The organism is Salegentibacter echinorum, assembly GCF_900129445.1.
In the GTDB taxonomy this organism is placed as follows: Bacteria; Bacteroidota; Bacteroidia; order Flavobacteriales; family Flavobacteriaceae; genus Salegentibacter; species Salegentibacter echinorum.
Genome location: NZ_FQVT01000001.1, coordinates 18,758 through 35,186, shown reverse-complemented (window position 1 = coordinate 35,186; position 16,429 = coordinate 18,758). Strand labels below are relative to the sequence as shown.

Here is a 16,429-nt window from a genome sequence, read left to right as displayed (position 1 = left end):
AGAAATTATGGAAAATCACAAAGACCACAAAAATCACGGCCATAAAGGCAAAGGGAAGGATTCCACAAAGATAGAAGCAGAAAAAAAAGAAGAAGAGATAAAAGACCATCATACCGAAAAAACAAAGCACGGCCACGAAAAGGCTATGGATCATAGTAAGATGAACCACGACAGTGGAGACCATTCTGGTCACAATCCAGGACACGGAGAACACGGGCACGACCATCATAAAATGATGATTGCCGATTTTAGAAAACGGTTTTGGGTAACTTTAATCTTGACCATTCCCATCCTGATCATTTCCCCAATGATACAGGATTTTATTGGGTATGAGTTTTTGCTTCCTGGAAACCAGTATATTTTATTCGCTCTTTCTTCGGTAGTATATTTCTATGGCGGCTGGCCATTTATTACCGGGTTCTGGTCCGAGGTTAAAAAAGGCGCACCGGGAATGATGACCCTTATTTCTATGGCCATTACCGTGGCTTACTTCTATAGTTCGGCAACGGTGTTTGGTTTAGAAGGTGTCGATTTTTTCTGGGAACTGGCTACGCTTATTGCTATTATGCTTGTAGGTCATTGGATAGAGATGAAAAGCGTCTTGGGCGCCTCTAAAGCCTTGCAGCTGTTAGTAAGCATGATGCCTGCCGAGGCACATCGTGTAAAAGGAGATACTATTGAAGATATTCCTCTGGAAGATTTACTGAAAGATGACGTAATACTTGTAAAACCAGGGGAAAAAGTTCCTGCTGATGGTATTATAGTAGAAGGTTCCAGTTATCTAAATGAATCCATGCTTACCGGAGAATCTAAACCGGTAAAAAAAGATAAAAAAGATAAAGTAATTGGAGGTTCGGTAAACGGTAATGGCAGTTTAAAAGTAAAAGTAGAGCATACCGGAAAAGACAGCTATCTCAACAAGGTCATCACTATGGTCGAGGAAGCACAAAAGTCTAAATCAAAAATGCAAAATCTCTCTGATAGGGCTGCAAAATGGTTGACTTACGTTGCATTGGGGATTGGATTTGGAACATTAGCGGTTTGGCTCATTTTGGGCTTTCCATTTGTTTATGCATTGGAAAGAATGGTAACAGTAATGATTATTGCGTGTCCGCACGCTTTAGGTCTTGCGATTCCTTTAGTGGTTGCTATTTCTACAGCTGTATCTGCTCAGAACGGTTTGTTGATTCGTAATAGAACCGCTTTTGAAGAGTCCCGAAAAATTTCAGCTTTGCTTTTCGATAAAACGGGAACGCTTACCAAAGGGGATTTTGGGGTTACAAGAATTGAATCTGTAGATGAAAATTTTTCGAAAGAGGAAATATTACGGTTGGCGAGTGCTTTGGAGCAAAGCTCGGAACACCCTATTGCCGTAGGAATAATTAAAAAAGTAAAAGAAGGTAAAGTAGCTATTCCAAATCCAGAAAACTTTAACGCAATTACCGGTAAAGGTGTAGAGGCAAATGTAGAAGGAAAGCAAGTAAAAGTTGTAAGCCCAGGGTATTTAAGGGATGAAAAAATAACTATTCCCGAGGATGCTTATAGCGATGCCGCAGAAACTGTTGTTTTTGTCTTGATTGATGGAGAACTGGCAGGATATATTGCACTTGCCGATGAGATAAGACCGGAATCTGCCGAAGCGATAAAAGTCTTTAAAAAGAATAATATAAAAGTTTTAATGGCTACCGGTGATAATGAAAGAACTGCCAAAGCTGTTAGTGATAAACTTGGATTGGACGGTTACTACGCCGAAGTTTTACCCCATCAAAAAGTGGAGATTGTTAAAGAATTGGAAAGTAAAGGAGAGTTTGTGGCAATGACCGGCGACGGCGTGAACGATGCACCAGCTTTGGCCCAGGCAAATGTGGGTATTGCGGTAGGTTCGGGTACAGATGTAGCTGCTGAAACTGCCGATATTATTTTGGTAAACAGCAACCCACAAGATATTGCTAACTTGATTCTATTCGGAAAAGCTACATACAACAAAATGATCCAGAACCTTATTTGGGCGACTGGGTATAACGTAATTGCCATTCCGTTGGCTGCCGGAGTGCTTTATTCTACCGGTTTTGTTTTAGGCCCAGCCGTTGGAGCTGTACTTATGAGTTTAAGTACCATTATAGTGGCCATTAATGCTCAGTTACTGAAAAAGAAAATCGGAAAGAAATAATGATAGAAAAAAGCAAGCTCGGCAGGATTTTTTTGGTCCTGCTGAGTTTATTTATGGTAATGCTTGGTTATGGTATTCTATTGCCAATCCTTCCATACTATACCGAAAGGCTTGCTTTAGGAGCTAACCTCGATACTAATTCGATCAATTTTCATATTGGCTTATTAACGAGTATCTATCCGCTCTTTCAGCTTCTTTTCGTCATACTTTGGGGGAAACTATCCGATAGATATGGACGTAAGCCCATTATCATTGTTGGATTAATTGGATTTATAATAATGCAACTGCTTACGGGATTGGCAACCTCCCTTACAATGCTCTATATAGCGCGTATTCTCGGAGGTATATTCACTTCGGCTGTTATTCCTGTCAGTAACGCATTTCTTAGTGATATCACTTCTAAAAAACATAGGACTAAAATTATGGCTTGGTCTGGGGTAGCGATAAGTTCAGGGGTTATTTTTGGGCCTGTTTTAGGTAGTTTTCTCTCCCAAACCAACCTACATTTTAAATATTCGCTGGGAATATTCCATCTGGACCGGTTTTCAGTTCCTTTTATTTTGGTTGCACTTTTAGGTTTTACGGTATTGGTTATTTTGATTAAATGGCTTAGGAATACAAAACCGGTTAGCAGGTTTGTTTCAGGAAAGCAAAAATTAAATTTTAGTTTTAGTAGGTTCTTTATTGTCCTATTACTGCTCTCTTTTGTTATGCAGTTTGTAGTGACCCTCTTTGAAACGGTTTTTTCAATTTATGGAAAAAATCAGTTGTTATTTTCAAGTAATCAGATAGGAATTGGTTTTATGCTTTGTGGGGTGGTAATGGCGGTATTACAACCTGTATTTGCCACTTATGGTGAAAAATTATTAACAGCAAAACAACAAATTGGAGCAGGATTATTGATTTCAGGCATTTCACTAATCGCATTCCCCTTTTTCGGCAATGAAATTTATGTTTATGTACTGATTGTAACATTCGCCACTGGTGGAGCAATGGTAACCCCTAACCTACTCTCAGCCGTTTCCTTACTTTCAAAAGAAAAGGCGGGCAGCAATATTTCTGTACAGACCTCGGCAAACAGTGTCGGACAGATTTTAGGCCCGATCATAGGAACCTGGCTCATTGCCGGTGGGTTTTATTATCCCTTCATTATTGCCGGCATCATTATAATTACCGCTATTGGATTACTTTATTTTTATAAAAGCTTTAATAATAAGACAAGACAAGGTATAAACCGATAGAATAAAAAATAAGTAGTATTTACCCAAAACATTTAATGCAACTACTTTAGAAGTTAATAAGTTACTATCGAATATTCAGTTTAAAAAAGAACTCCCTCGAGAACAAACTCGAAGGAGTAAGATACCAGATTATAAAATTCGAAATCGATAATCTGAATTTAACTACTTTCTGATTTTCTTCTCCTTTTTCTTTTTTTGAAATTTTCTAATAGTTGGAGACGAAGTATACCACAATAAAAAGCCGCTAAGAACAGTAATCAATCCAAGAAGGGAAAATGTTATTAAAATCATCCCTACCTTCGTAGTCCATGGTATGTGTCATCCAAAGGAAGTCAAACCAACGCCAATCTCGATGTCTTAAAGTTCTAAATGTTCCATCCGCTGTAGAAACGTATGCCCGTATATTTTCAGGCGTTTTGTAAGAAATCACGTAGGCTGGTAAAGGTCCACTCCTGTATTCGTGATGATCTCCTGTTGAAGTTATCCTTTCTACTTGTATAACCTCCAATCCATCTATCATATTTTGATGGGCTACGGCGATTGCTTCAGCTTCAGAAATATTTTTTTTGATTTCTCCTGTTCTTGCATTTCTAAGTATTTCTTGGTTAATCCAATAATAAGGCTCCCCGGCAATAGTTTTGAATTCCATAGAATGAATTCCAGAACTGGAGTTAAACTCCGAAGGACTTTTTAAATTAGAATATTTTGTTTGAACCACTTCGGTTTTTCGAAACTGATCGCCGTGTATCTCATCTATATCTATACAATTAACGTATAGACCATGGCTATAAATTTTATCTATCCTACATTATTATTAGATATCCCTCATATGCTCTAAGTAAAGTATAAAGAAATGATATGGAAGTATAATAAGATCTATCTTTTCCTTAGATTTATAAAACAGGTAGAAGTATCCACCTTTATATAATAACCAAACAGAAAGAGCTAGCTGAACTATTAGAAATGACCTAAAGATCATCAAAATCTATCTTTAGGGTAGGAGTAGTTGGATGTGCCTGACAGGTTAAAATAAAGCCTTCTTCAATTTCTTCATCAGTAAGAATTTGATTTTTGTTCATTTCGACTTTGCCTTCGGTTACCCTAGCCATACAACTGCTACAGTTTCCATTCTGGCACGAATAAGGCACGTCTATATCATCTTCTAAAGCTCTATCCAAGACCACTTCTTTTTTGTCCATGCTAAATTCAAAATCTTCCTTATCTATACGGATACTGACCTGTGTTTTACCAGTTAAATCAGATTTTATTTCTTTTTCCTCAGCAGTACTCATAAAAAGTTCAAAATGAATTTGTTTTTCTTGTACGTCGTTTTCTTTTAGGACATCGGTTACAAGATCAATCATAGGCTCAGGGCCGCACAAATAAAAAGCATCAAATGGATAATCTTTAAATTTATTTTTAATTACATAGTTTACCAAGCTCTTCTCAATACGTCCATAATATGCATTTTTCTCGCGTTTTCTACTGTAAGCGAACTCAATAAATAGTCGATTGGAATGTTTGGCCTGAAGTTCGAGTAACTCTTTAAAAAAAATAGTGTCTTCTGGTGACTTGTTGCCGTAAATAAGTACAAATTTGCTTTGGGGTTCGTCTCTTAACACGGTTTTTATTATTGATATAACCGGTGTAATCCCACTTCCTGCAACAAACGCTGCGTAATTTTTAATTCGCCCTTCTGACTTTAGAATAAATTTACCTTCTGGTGGATATATTTCAAGTATATCTCCAGAAACCAATTTATTATTCGCAATCTTCGAGAAACTTCCTCCTTCAACCTCTTTTACGGTTACCTTAAATTCATCAGAATCTGGAGCGGAGCACAGAGAATATGCTCTACGTATTTCTATATCATCGATTAAGGTTTTTATAGTAATGTACTGACCTGCATAAAATTGAAAATCATTTTGCAATTTTCCTGGTATTTCAAAAGACAAACTTACTGCCTGAGGAGTTTCGCGAATAACCTCTTTTATCTTAAACGAATGAAATCTGTTCATTTTTTTTAATTTTACGTTTTTTAGACTTATATTAAAAGTGCTAATATCCGGGGTAATCTTTTCAAAGAATAAAAAAGGTTGCCACAAATCCGACAACCTTTTTTCGACTAATCCTCTGGAATAAAAAGGCATTTCCTTCTACTATCTTTTAAACATGATGATAAGAACTAGTAAATCTAAAAATATTAGAAGTAGTTACTTTCTTTTTTTATTCTTCTTTTTTGTAAATTTTCTTACGGTTGGAGATGAAGTATACCATAATAAAAAGCCGCTAAATACAGTAATCAATCCAAGAAAGGAAAAAGCTCTCAATATTATGTTATTGAAATCATCTCTACCTTCGTAGTCCATGGTATGTGTCATCCAAAGGAAATCAAACCAACGCCAATCCCGGTGCCTCAATGTTCTAAATGTTCCATCGGCCACTGAAACGTATGCTCGGATATTTTCAGGGGTTTTATAGGAAATCACGTAGGCCGGCAAAGGTCCACTCCTGTATTCATGATGATCTCCTGTTGAAGTTATTCTTTCTACTTGGGTAACCTCCAACCCATCTATCATATTTTTATTGGCGACGGCGATAGCCTCAGTTTCAGAAAGATTCTTTTTAACTTTACCTGTTCTTGCATTTCTAAGTATATTTTGGTTAATCCAATAATAAGGCTCCCCGGCAATAGTTTTGAGTTCCATAGAATGAATTCCAGAACTGGAATTAAACTCCGAAGGACTTTTTAAATTAGAATAATTTGTTTGAACCACTTCGGTTTTACGAAATTGATCGCCATGTATCTCATCTATATCTGTCCAACTAAAATATAAACCACTTACGGTCCACATAATAAATTGAATTCCTATGAATAGGCCAAGGTATCTATGTGCCTGCCTTATTTTTAAGGCTGTTTTTCTTTTTACCATATTTTTTAAATAAAGAGGGGATTAATTATTAAGTTCAGAAATTAAATCCTTTATGTTTTTTAATATCCTTCAGTTTGTTCCATTCCCGAAGCTTCAATTTCACTGGCAGGGATGGGACAAATAGTCCTGTTATCTGTAGCCTGAATATCCAAATTAGATACATCTACTCCAGTATTCTCGTGTTCATTAACTGGACGATTAATATCTTCACCCCTCCGAATATAATCGTAAACACCATGTCCTTCCAAAGCAAGCTCCCTTCTTCTCTCTTCCGCAATTCTTTGTTTTAATGCCTCGCCGGTTTCCGTAGCCTGATTAGTAGTGAAATTTGTAGTTCTTTTTTCAATAAGGGTATTTAGGTAATTTGATGCCTCAGAGTCACCTCCTCCAGCACCATTAGCAGCTGCTTCTGCGGCTATTAAATACATTTCGGAAAGTCTTACTACAGGAATGTTGTGTGCACTTAATCCACCACCTTCACTACGATTCACATATTTAACAAATGCATTATTCGTACCTTCTTTGTCCTCCTCGAGCAATGCAGCTCTTGGATCTCCTTCATAGGCACTTAAAAGATTTACAAAGGTTTGCGTGGCTATGATGTCCCCTTGTCCTCCGTTTTTTAAATCAAATTGGGCTCCCAAACCGTTACTACCAAGCGAGTTCTGGCTGGTAATACTCAATTCGAAAAGAGATTCTGAATTATAGTCTTCAAAAGCATAGGAATTAACGCCCATTAAATTACTTTCACCTCTGGTAGCGATTACTTCTTTTGCATACTTAAAGGCATTTTCCCAATCTTCTTTATAAAGATATACTCGGGCTAATAAAGCTTCAACCCCGGTTTTAGTTAAATACTTAGTGCTTCCTTGATCCCAGTCGTTTTCGCCTAATAAATCCAGAGCACTCTCCATATCAAGAATAATTTGATTATAAGTCTCACCGAGACTACTTCTCTCGGTAACAATTTCATCCGAAGAAAGTTTTACGGGTAAACCCTGGGAAGTCGCTCCGGCCCTTTTCCAGGGATAAGCGAAAGTTCTGGCCAGATCAAAATAAACCATTCCTCTTAGGCCTAAAGCCTCTCCCAAAACCTCCTGTTTTTTTTCAGCGTTACCTTCCGCAGCTTCTATATTATTAATGATCAGATTCAGATTATTTATAGCTTTAAAAGACTGAATCCATAAGTCTTCGCAGGTTCCACTATTATTACTACTTTCTTCATACTTATAGGCTATTAATTCATAATCCCTGGGATTATACGTAGTTTCTACAAATCTAAAATCTGTGCCTTTTACCGCTGCCCTTTTGTACAAAACCCTTCCTAAATAAGTATTCCGGGATATTTCATTGTAAGTTCCGGTCAATAATTTATCGAGTTTTTCTACGGAATTAAGTACAAGGTTCTCCGAGATAACGTGATCTGGTCTTTGTTCAAGTACATCTTCGCTGCATCCTTGAAGAACAATTAATCCTACAATTAGAATGCTATTTATAATATTTTTCATTTTAATGCTTTTTAAGTTCTAAAATTGTAATTGAAGCCCTAACAAAATGGTCCTGGCCGTTGGCACCTGAAAGAAATTTACTCCATCAACCACAGCTTCGGGATCATATCCATCTAATTCGGTTAGGAGGAATAGGTTATCCCCCTGCACGTAAACAGAGCCGCCAGTTATAGTATCCCATAAGGATGGTAAATTATAAGTCAATTTAACATTCCTTAGTTTAAGGTAATCTGAATCATATAAATGTCTTGTAGAAACATCATTTGAAAATGTTGGGTTACCATTGATCCTTATAGGCACAGTAGCATCTGTATTATTTGGATTCCAGGGATCAAGTTGAGCAACTGTATTGGTATATTGAGGGGCAAATCCATCGTCGTCGCGTTTAAAAGCAGTACGATCATACACCTTACCTCCCAGACCGAAAGTAAATTGGAAATCGAATGTAAAGTTTTTATAATTTAACTGGTTGAATAAACCACCTTGAAAATCCTGTAAAGCATCCCCAAAAATTCCGTATCCAGCCTCTTGAGCATTCGTTGTAAGCTCACCAGTCCTTTTTCCATCATCCAAAATATGATATTGTGCATAACCGGTAGAAGGATCTACACCAGCATAATCTCTTAAATAAAACGAATAGATACTTTCGCCTTCCTTAATAATCAAAGGATCCTGACCATATCTTGAACTATATGTAGGAACTATATCGTTTTTAAGTTTGGTAATCTTATTATCAAGAATAGTTAGGTTAGCGCTGCTGCTCCAGGAAAAATCTTCGGTAGAAACAAAATTATATCCAACTTCAAACTCCCATCCTTTATTGATCATCGAACCATAATTTTGCAATTGGGTCATAAAACCGGTGCTTAAGGAAACGGGAACATTCAGCAATAAATCTTCGGTCTTTTTTCTGAAGTAATTAACCGTTAAATCTAAATTGCTCAATAGGTTGACATCCACTCCAATATTAAAGTTTTTACTTAATTCCCAGGAAAGATCTGGATTCTGTAATTGCCCATAAGACAAACCAGATTCTCCCCCGTACCCCTTACCATCTGTTGCAAAAAATGCTAAGGCGGCATAATATTGAGGCGGCAAGTTTCCATTAGTTCCATAACTTCCCCGGAACTTTAAATATTCCAAACCATCTATCTTCAGAAAATCTTCCTCGGTGGCTACCCAACCTCCAGAAACGGACCAAAATGTTCCCCAACGGGAATCTTTTCCAAATCGCGAAGAGCCGTCCCGCCTAAAGCTTGCTGCTACATAATATTTTTGATCAAAATCGTATGAGATCTGCGAGAAATAAGACAAAAGTGAATAGTTCTCTGCAAAACCAGTATGGCTCCAAAGCGTACCAATACTGCTGGCTGATAATAATTCACTGTCTAAAATATCATAGCCATAGACATTTATTGAGCTCATTTTAGAAACTTGTGACTCCTGTCCTACCAAAATATCAAGGCCATGATTCTCAAAGTTATCATTATAGTTTAATACGTTTGTGGTTGTGTATTGCAATACCTCACTCTTCACACGGTTAAGAACACCATTCCAAATACCACCACCTGCACCAAACTCTTTATTGTCGTATAATGTTTCATCAATCGTTTGCTGATCTATACCAAAAGTGGTCTTAAAACTAAGGGCCTCCAAAATTTGAAATTCTGCAAAGGCATCTCCCCTTACCCTAAATTCGGTATTTTCATAATCTCCGACCTTTAAAACCCCTATTGGATTGGCGTTTTTTTCAATATCATTGGGAAGGTTTGCAAAACCTCTATAGCCTTCCGAATCATATATTGATGCTGCAGGTGGAAGTACTCTAGCCATATACAGCGGATTCAAACCTCCGGCATATGAACCGTCAAAGTTTGCGGCGTCTCTTTCAGACTTTGCTACCGTTAAATTGACTCCGAGTTTAAGCCAATCTTTTGCCTGGTTTTCAAGGTTTAATCTCCCAGAATAGCGTTTTAAACCTGTTTCTATAATTGTGCCTGTTTGATCCAAAAAATTCCCCGAGATATAAAAAGAGGTTTTTTCATTTCCTCCCCTTGCTGAAAGATTGTATTTCTGAATTAAACCATTCTGATAAATAGCGTCAAGCCAGTCTGAATTAACATTATTACTACCATATATATCTGTATAATCACTTGTAGCCTGATTTTCATAGGAACTATAAAGGGAATTATTAGCATAGACCCTGGTAAATTCAGCGTTTTCACTATTTTGAATATATTGATTTATCTGACCTTCAATCCAAAGGTCTTTAAATTGGTCGTTATTTATAAGGTTTTCTTCTGTAAGATTTTGACTATACCCTGTTTCAACACCAAGTGTAATTTCTGTCTCTCCATCCTTGCCCTTTTTCGTAGTAATAATAACAACACCGTTTGCGGCTCTGGATCCATAAAGCGAGGAAGCAGCAGCATCTTTTAAAACTGTAATGCTTTTAATATCTTCAGAGTTAATAGTGGATAAAGGATTATATCCAGTGCTTCCCACCATATCATCACCGGCTCTTAAATTTGAATTGGTGTTAATTACTACTCCATCCAATACATACAAAGGCTGGGTGTTACCACTTATAGATCCAATACCCCTTATTTGAACGTTAGATTTACCACCCGGCTGTCCCGAAGTAGAAATGTTAATCCCAGAAACTTTTCCTTGAAGGGCAGTTTCAAAACTAGCTGTAGAACTACGAGTAAGTGCTTCGGAATTCACGGTTTCCGCTGCCCCGGTAAAACTCCGCTTATCCGAAGATCCGTAGGCAACCACCATTACTTCATCAAGAGCCTCCGCGCTCTTCTGCATCTTAACATCAATAACATCTTCAATACCAACTACTCGATTCACAACTTTCTTACCCATAAAACTAAAATTAAGAACATCACCTATATTAGCTTTTAAAGAATATTTTCCGTCAAAATTGGTTTGGGTTCCGGTTTTAGTACCCTTAACCATTACAGTCACACCAGGCATAGGTATACCATCCTCCCCCGTAACAATACCCGAAACTGTCTTTTCTTGCGCAATGCTTGACTGTAAAATCAACACTAAAAATAGTGTCAAAATTAATTGTAATTTATTTTTCATGAATAATTGATTTTTGATAATGATAACAATGTTTATGAGAGAAAGATCTAAATTTTTTTAATACTGAACAATAATTTCACAACAATCGTTCTTTCAACTTGAATAATTCAAATTTAGTATTATTTTTGATACCAAATAAGACTAACTTAGCTAATTATTGATACCTATGAGTAATCAAATAGAATTTAGACATCTTAGATATTTTTTAGCAGTGGCTGAAGATCTCCATTTTAGAAAAGCCGCAGAGAAATTGTACATTTCGCAACCTGGGCTTAGTAGGCAAATCAAACAAATGGAAGATGATTTGGGAATCCAATTATTTGAACGACACAATAGAAAAGTAAAACTGACACACGTAGGAGAATATTTTAAACATGAAATAACAAAAAATTTAAAAAACTTAAATCTAATAATTAACCATGCTAAATTACTCCAAAACGGTAAGGAGGGTAGTTTGACTATAGGCTATGTGGGGTCTGCAATACAAAAAATCATTCCAGAATTATTATTAAAATTTAAAAGGATCTCCCCAAATATTAACTTCGTTCTGAAAGAGATGGATAACCAGAAACAAGTAGAAAATTTACTTTTACAAAATATCGATATAGGCTTTATTAGATTAGAGAGGGTTCCGACGGGTTTGAGTCTTCGATCTGTTTTATTAGAAACTTTCTGTTTAGTTTTACCTAAAGATCATCCAATCGATAGTTCCAATTACAAGAATTTATCTCAATTTAAGGATGAATTTTTCATATTGTTTGATCCTAAATTCAGTCCATCGTATTTTGAAAAAATAATGCAAATTTTTGACGATAATGATTTTATTCCAAAAGTATCTCATAGTAGTATACATGCTAATTCTATTTTCAAACTAATTGAAAATAATTTTGGTATTTCTATTATTCCTAAATCATTACAAATCCCATATTATGAAAATGTCAAGTTTATTGAATTAGTAGATATTCCACAGCGAACAACTTTATCGGTCGTATGGGATAGAAAAAACACCAATCCTATTTTAGATGATTTTTTAGAATTACTTTAGGAGGAAAATTATAAATAACAAGAGACATTTTAGAAAATGTATAAACATTGATTTATTGTATCCATTTTATTACCGGATTCAAGTCTATGGCATCCTTTTATTGGTTAGCACATCAATTTTATGCCCTAAACTCACAGTATAATTAACATCAATTGTTTCACCACTAAAAGTCTTACCAAGGACGGATTTTCCGTTTAATATAGATCGAGAAAACCACTATATTCATATTTCCAGAAAGATAGAATCAGAGTTGTAATCAACAACCAGAGCTAACATTAAGCCTTAATCAATTATTTTTTGGTATTCTGCCATTTTGTCGAAGTGAGAAATTAAACCATTTTCCACAAGTAAATAAGATCTCTGAATTGTAGGTAATTCAATTAATATCTTTCCCAGAAATTAGTAGAATTGAATTATTTTTTTGACAAGGTGAAAATTAAAATAAATTATTTAAAATAGTATCTTCAACTAAATTTGGAAGTGTCACTTTTAGGTTTGGCGTTCTTTTCATTTCTCTTTTAATAGCAAAGCCAGCTTCCTTATTTCTGGCCCAGCTTCTACGTGCGATTCCATTGTTAACATCATAAAATAACATATTCCTTAAATTTGCTTCAGCCTCCCGTGTACCATCTAACACCATTCCAAATCCCCCGTTTATTACTTCTCCCCAACCTACACCTCCGCCATTGTGAATGGACACCCAGGTAGCGCCTCTAAAGCTATCACCAATTACATTATGAATGGCCATATCCGCAGTATATTTACTCCCATCATAGATATTAGAGGTTTCCCGGTAGGGGGAATCCGTACCACTTACATCATGATGATCTCTTCCTAAAACTATAGGCCCTATTTTTCCGGCTGCTATAGCGTCGTTAAATGCTTTTGCAATTTTTAATCTACCTTCAGCGTCTGTATATAATATACGTGTTTGCGAACCAACGACCATTTTATTCTTTTTAGCATTCTTAATCCATTTGATATTGTCTTCCATTTGGGACTGAATCTCTTCTGGAGAATTTTCCATGATTTCTTGCAATACTGTTGCAGCTATTTTATCTGTAGTGTCCAAATCTTCCGGTTTACCTGAAGTACAAACCCAACGGAATGGCCCAAAACCATAGTCGAAAAACATTGGCCCCAGTATGTCTTGCACATATGATGGATATTTAAAATCAATATTATTCTCTGCCATTACATCTGCTCCTGCTCTGGAAGTTTCCAGTAGAAACGCATTACCGTAATCGAAAAAATAGGTACCTCTTGTAGTATGCTTACCTATAGCGGCTGCTTGTCTTCTTAGAGATACCTGCACTTTATCTTTAAATAAAGCTGGTTCTTCTCGAATCAGTCGATTAGATTCTTCATAAGAAATACCCACCGGATAATATCCTCCTGTCCATGGAATATGCAGTGAAGTTTGATCTGAACCAATATGAATATAAATATTTTCTTCATAAAAACGTTCCCAGATATCAACTACATTACCTATATAGGCAATGGAAATAACTTGATTATTTTTTTGAGCTTGTTTTGCTCTATCGACTAGTTTATCCAGATCATCAATTAGGACATCTACCCAGCCTTGTTCATATCTTTTCATTGCTGCTTTCGGATTAACTTCTGCGCAAATAGTAATACAATTGGCAATGTTTCCTGCTTTCGGTTGTGCACCGCTCATTCCTCCTAATCCAGAGGTTAAGAAAATTTTTCCATTTGGATTCTCACCTTTCGGCAAGATTTGCCGAAATGCATTCATTACAGTAATCGTGGTTCCATGAACAATTCCTTGCGGTCCAATATACATAAACGAGCCTGCAGTCATTTGTCCATATTGAGAAACGCCCAACGCATTGAATTTTTCCCAGTCATCTGGTTGCGAATAATTGGGCACTACCATTCCATTGGTAATAACAACTCTTGGAGCACTCTTCGAGGATGGAAATAAGCCCATGGGATGTCCAGAATATAAGTGCAAGGTCTGTTCGTCGGTCATTGTAGCTAAATACTGAACTGTCAAAAGATATTGAGCCCAATTTTGAAACACCGATCCATTACCTCCGTAAGTAATTAATTCTTCAGGGTGCTGCGCCACCTCTGGATCAAGATTATTCTGGATCATTAATATAATAGCTCTAGCTTGCAAAGATTTCCCAGGATATTCAGCAATATTTCTTGCATAAATTTGATAATCCGGTTTAAATCGATACATATAAATACGACCAAAACTGAGTAATTCTTCAGCAAATTCAACCGCTAATTCTTGATGCCAATCTTTAGGAAAGTACCTCAAAGCATTTTTAATTGCTAATTGTTTTTCCTTAGTTGATAAAATATCTTTACGTCTGGGTGCTCTATTAATATTCTTAACGCAAGCTTTTTTTGCAGGCAGATTATTCGGTATTCCTTGTAGAATTTTTTCTTGAAATGTCATATTATAAGTAATTTACTTAACAATTAAAGATTGGTTTTTTACTAAATCAATCATATTGTCGATGTCGTATTTTAATATTCTATCATCCTTTAACTTATCTACTTTAGTTCGGACAATTACAATATTTTCCTCTATAATTTTTGAAAATGTATTGGGTCTTCTAAATTCTACGGCTTGTACTGCAAACATTAATTCTATTGCTAGAATCTTTTCGATATTTTCTAAAATCTGATTCAGTTTACGGCCTGAAATACTTCCCATAGATACGTGATCTTCTTGTCCTAAAGATGTTGGTATACTATCTGCCGATGGCGGAAAGCACAAGGATTTATTTTCTGCCGCCAATGCAGCTGTAGTATATTGCGGAATCATGTAGCCCGAATTTAATCCTTCGTTTTTCGTAAGTAATCTTGGCAAACCATATTTGCCTTCTAATAATAAATAACATCGTCTATCAGAAATATTTCCTAATTCTGAGGCAGCCAAGGCGACATAATCAATAGCCATTGCCAAAGGTTGTCCATGAAAATTACCACCAGAGATAGCTTCGGTTTCACTCAAAACAATCGGATTATCGGTAACAGAATTCATTTCTATTTCTGTCAACTCTTTTAAATGATAATAAGCATTTCTAGAAGCACCATGTACTTGAGGAATACATCGAATTGAATAAGGGTCTTGTACACGGTTGCACTCTAAATGACTTTCTATATTCTGAGAATCTTTTAGCAATTTTCGAATTCTCTTGGCTACTTTTAAATTCCCTGGAAAAGGACGAATTTCATGCAAAGCTTTTTTAAACGGAGCAGCACTTCCCTGAAACCCTTCTAGACTCATAGTCCCCGATACATCTGCTAAATCCAGTAGGTATTTCATCTTATCAAGCCCTTTAATAGCATGGGCCAAAATAAATTGCGTTCCGTTTATGAGCCCTAGACCTTCTTTAGCTTCTAATTGTAATGGCTTCAATCCGTGAGAGGATAAGACTTTTTTAGCTGAACAAATATCATCTTCAATCCAAAAATCGCCTTCTCCTATTAAAGGCAAAAATAAGTGAGATAGGGGTGCTAAATCTCCTGAAGCACCTACAGAGCCTTGTTCTGGCACTACTGGAAGTAAGTTATTTTCTATAAAATATATAATTCGCTCAATCAAGCTAAGCCTTACTCCAGAAAATCCCTGACATAGCGCGTGTACTTTACAGATCATCATAATTTTTGACAACTTTTTGTCAATAGGCTTTCCAACTCCAACTGCATGGCTTATCAATAAATTTTCTTGTAACTTTTTAGTTTCATCTGGGGCTATTTGTTTATCACACAACGGACCAAATCCAGTATTAATACCATAGACTGCTTTATTTTGCTTGGCTATAACCTCTACTTTTTTTCTACTTGAGTTTATCCTTTCCTTTGCTGTATCTGTTAAATTCCCTCTCAAAGTGCCATCGACTATGTCCTTTACTTTTTTTATTGATAACCGATCAATTCCATATTTAAACATATAATATCAAAATTAATTTACAGCAAAGTAACTCCATTTTTTCATAACTTATAGGACTAATTTCATCAATAGTTGATAACTACAGCTTATCAATTTAAGATAAAGACCTTGTAGGGCAGCGGCAAACAGGTGCGGGCGCCTTTTGATGGTTTCATCAAAGCCATAAACGTCTCCAATGGAGATTATGAGATAGATCTTGTTTTAATTTTATTACTACTTCCAAAATGCTTCATAGTAAGACACTATTAGGACAAAGAGCTTCCCCTCCCAAAGTCTTGAACACATTCCCCAATTTTAGTTGTCAATTGCATTACACCTTCCGCCCCGGCGGAAGACTTCACTCCACTCCCAACTTAAAATTGGGAATAGCGTTCGCTTTAATAGGATGTCATTCTTTCATGTAGTCCCCCTTCCCGTGTTTTTATAATTCATCATAGTTATTTAAACCTACCCCCGAGCCACCGCTGCCCCTACCCTTTTTTTGTAAGCAAAATAC

General features: G+C 36.3%; 10 protein-coding genes. 3 read left to right on the top strand and 7 right to left on the bottom strand.

Features of this window, described 5'->3' with window-relative positions; genetic code table 11:
- Positions 1-7 precede the first annotated feature (7 nt).
- Positions 8-2,170 (top strand): copper-translocating P-type ATPase, encoded by a 2,163-nt coding sequence (locus BUA71_RS00165; RefSeq protein ID WP_139277042.1) that lies wholly within the window; start codon positions 8-10, stop codon positions 2,168-2,170.
- Positions 2,170-3,411: an MFS transporter gene (locus tag BUA71_RS00160; RefSeq protein ID WP_072875568.1), complete on the top strand. Its 1,242-nt coding sequence runs from the start codon at positions 2,170-2,172 to the stop codon at positions 3,409-3,411. The genes BUA71_RS00165 and BUA71_RS00160 overlap by 1 nt, the downstream gene beginning before the upstream one ends.
- Before the next feature lie 244 nt (positions 3,412-3,655).
- Here the strand turns inward: BUA71_RS00160 and BUA71_RS17945 are convergent, their stop codons facing one another.
- From BUA71_RS17945 to BUA71_RS00135, 5 genes are all read right to left on the bottom strand, one after another.
- Complete coding sequence (locus tag BUA71_RS17945) at positions 3,656-4,060, bottom strand: hypothetical protein (RefSeq protein ID WP_317040877.1); 405 nt, start codon at positions 4,058-4,060, stop codon at positions 3,656-3,658.
- A gap of 319 nt (positions 4,061-4,379) precedes the next feature.
- Positions 4,380-5,429 (bottom strand): ferredoxin--NADP reductase, encoded by a 1,050-nt coding sequence (locus tag BUA71_RS00150; protein ID WP_072876800.1) that lies wholly within the window; start codon positions 5,427-5,429, stop codon positions 4,380-4,382.
- A 195-nt stretch (positions 5,430-5,624) separates the two neighbouring features.
- On the bottom strand, positions 5,625-6,344 hold the full coding sequence (locus BUA71_RS00145) for a PepSY domain-containing protein (protein WP_072875567.1): 720 nt from the start codon (positions 6,342-6,344) through the stop codon (positions 5,625-5,627).
- A gap of 59 nt (positions 6,345-6,403) precedes the next feature.
- On the bottom strand, positions 6,404-7,852 hold the full coding sequence (locus BUA71_RS00140) for a RagB/SusD family nutrient uptake outer membrane protein (RefSeq protein WP_072875566.1): 1,449 nt from the start codon (positions 7,850-7,852) through the stop codon (positions 6,404-6,406).
- A gap of 18 nt (positions 7,853-7,870) precedes the next feature.
- Entirely contained in the window at positions 7,871-10,951 is a 3,081-nt protein-coding gene (locus BUA71_RS00135; protein WP_072875565.1) for a SusC/RagA family TonB-linked outer membrane protein, read from the bottom strand.
- Positions 10,952-11,117: 166 nt separating this feature from the next.
- Here BUA71_RS00135 and BUA71_RS00130 point away from each other — a divergent pair, with 166 nt between their 5' ends.
- Complete coding sequence (locus tag BUA71_RS00130) at positions 11,118-11,996, top strand: LysR family transcriptional regulator (RefSeq protein WP_072875564.1); 879 nt, start codon at positions 11,118-11,120, stop codon at positions 11,994-11,996.
- A gap of 436 nt (positions 11,997-12,432) precedes the next feature.
- On the opposite strand, the gene BUA71_RS00125 is transcribed toward BUA71_RS00130, so the two are convergent.
- Both BUA71_RS00125 and hutH read right to left on the bottom strand, forming a co-directional pair.
- The gene (locus BUA71_RS00125; protein WP_072875563.1) at positions 12,433-14,430 is read right to left on the bottom strand and encodes a urocanate hydratase; all 1,998 of its coding nucleotides are present in this window, start codon (positions 14,428-14,430) and stop codon (positions 12,433-12,435) included.
- Between the two features lie 12 nt (positions 14,431-14,442).
- The gene (hutH, locus tag BUA71_RS00120; protein ID WP_072875562.1) at positions 14,443-15,933 is read right to left on the bottom strand and encodes a histidine ammonia-lyase; all 1,491 of its coding nucleotides are present in this window, start codon (positions 15,931-15,933) and stop codon (positions 14,443-14,445) included.
- Between the last annotated feature and the right edge of the window lie 496 nt (positions 15,934-16,429).

What these genes read in the sequence shown, in the direction of transcription:
- BUA71_RS00165 (WP_139277042.1), top strand. Translation starts at nt 8, where the DNA reads ATGGAAAATCACAAAGACCACAAAAATCACGGCCATAAAGGCAAAGGG.
- BUA71_RS00160 (WP_072875568.1), top strand. Translation starts at nt 2,170, where the DNA reads ATGATAGAAAAAAGCAAGCTCGGCAGGATTTTTTTGGTCCTGCTGAGT.
- BUA71_RS17945 (WP_317040877.1), bottom strand. Translation starts at nt 4,060, where the DNA reads ATGGAATTCAAAACTATTGCCGGGGAGCCTTATTATTGGATTAACCAA.
- BUA71_RS00150 (WP_072876800.1), bottom strand. Translation starts at nt 5,429, where the DNA reads ATGAACAGATTTCATTCGTTTAAGATAAAAGAGGTTATTCGCGAAACT.
- BUA71_RS00145 (WP_072875567.1), bottom strand. Translation starts at nt 6,344, where the DNA reads ATGGTAAAAAGAAAAACAGCCTTAAAAATAAGGCAGGCACATAGATAC.
- BUA71_RS00140 (WP_072875566.1), bottom strand. Translation starts at nt 7,852, where the DNA reads ATGAAAAATATTATAAATAGCATTCTAATTGTAGGATTAATTGTTCTT.
- BUA71_RS00135 (WP_072875565.1), bottom strand. Translation starts at nt 10,951, where the DNA reads ATGAAAAATAAATTACAATTAATTTTGACACTATTTTTAGTGTTGATT.
- BUA71_RS00130 (WP_072875564.1), top strand. Translation starts at nt 11,118, where the DNA reads ATGAGTAATCAAATAGAATTTAGACATCTTAGATATTTTTTAGCAGTG.
- BUA71_RS00125 (WP_072875563.1), bottom strand. Translation starts at nt 14,430, where the DNA reads ATGACATTTCAAGAAAAAATTCTACAAGGAATACCGAATAATCTGCCT.
- hutH (WP_072875562.1), bottom strand. Translation starts at nt 15,933, where the DNA reads ATGTTTAAATATGGAATTGATCGGTTATCAATAAAAAAAGTAAAGGAC.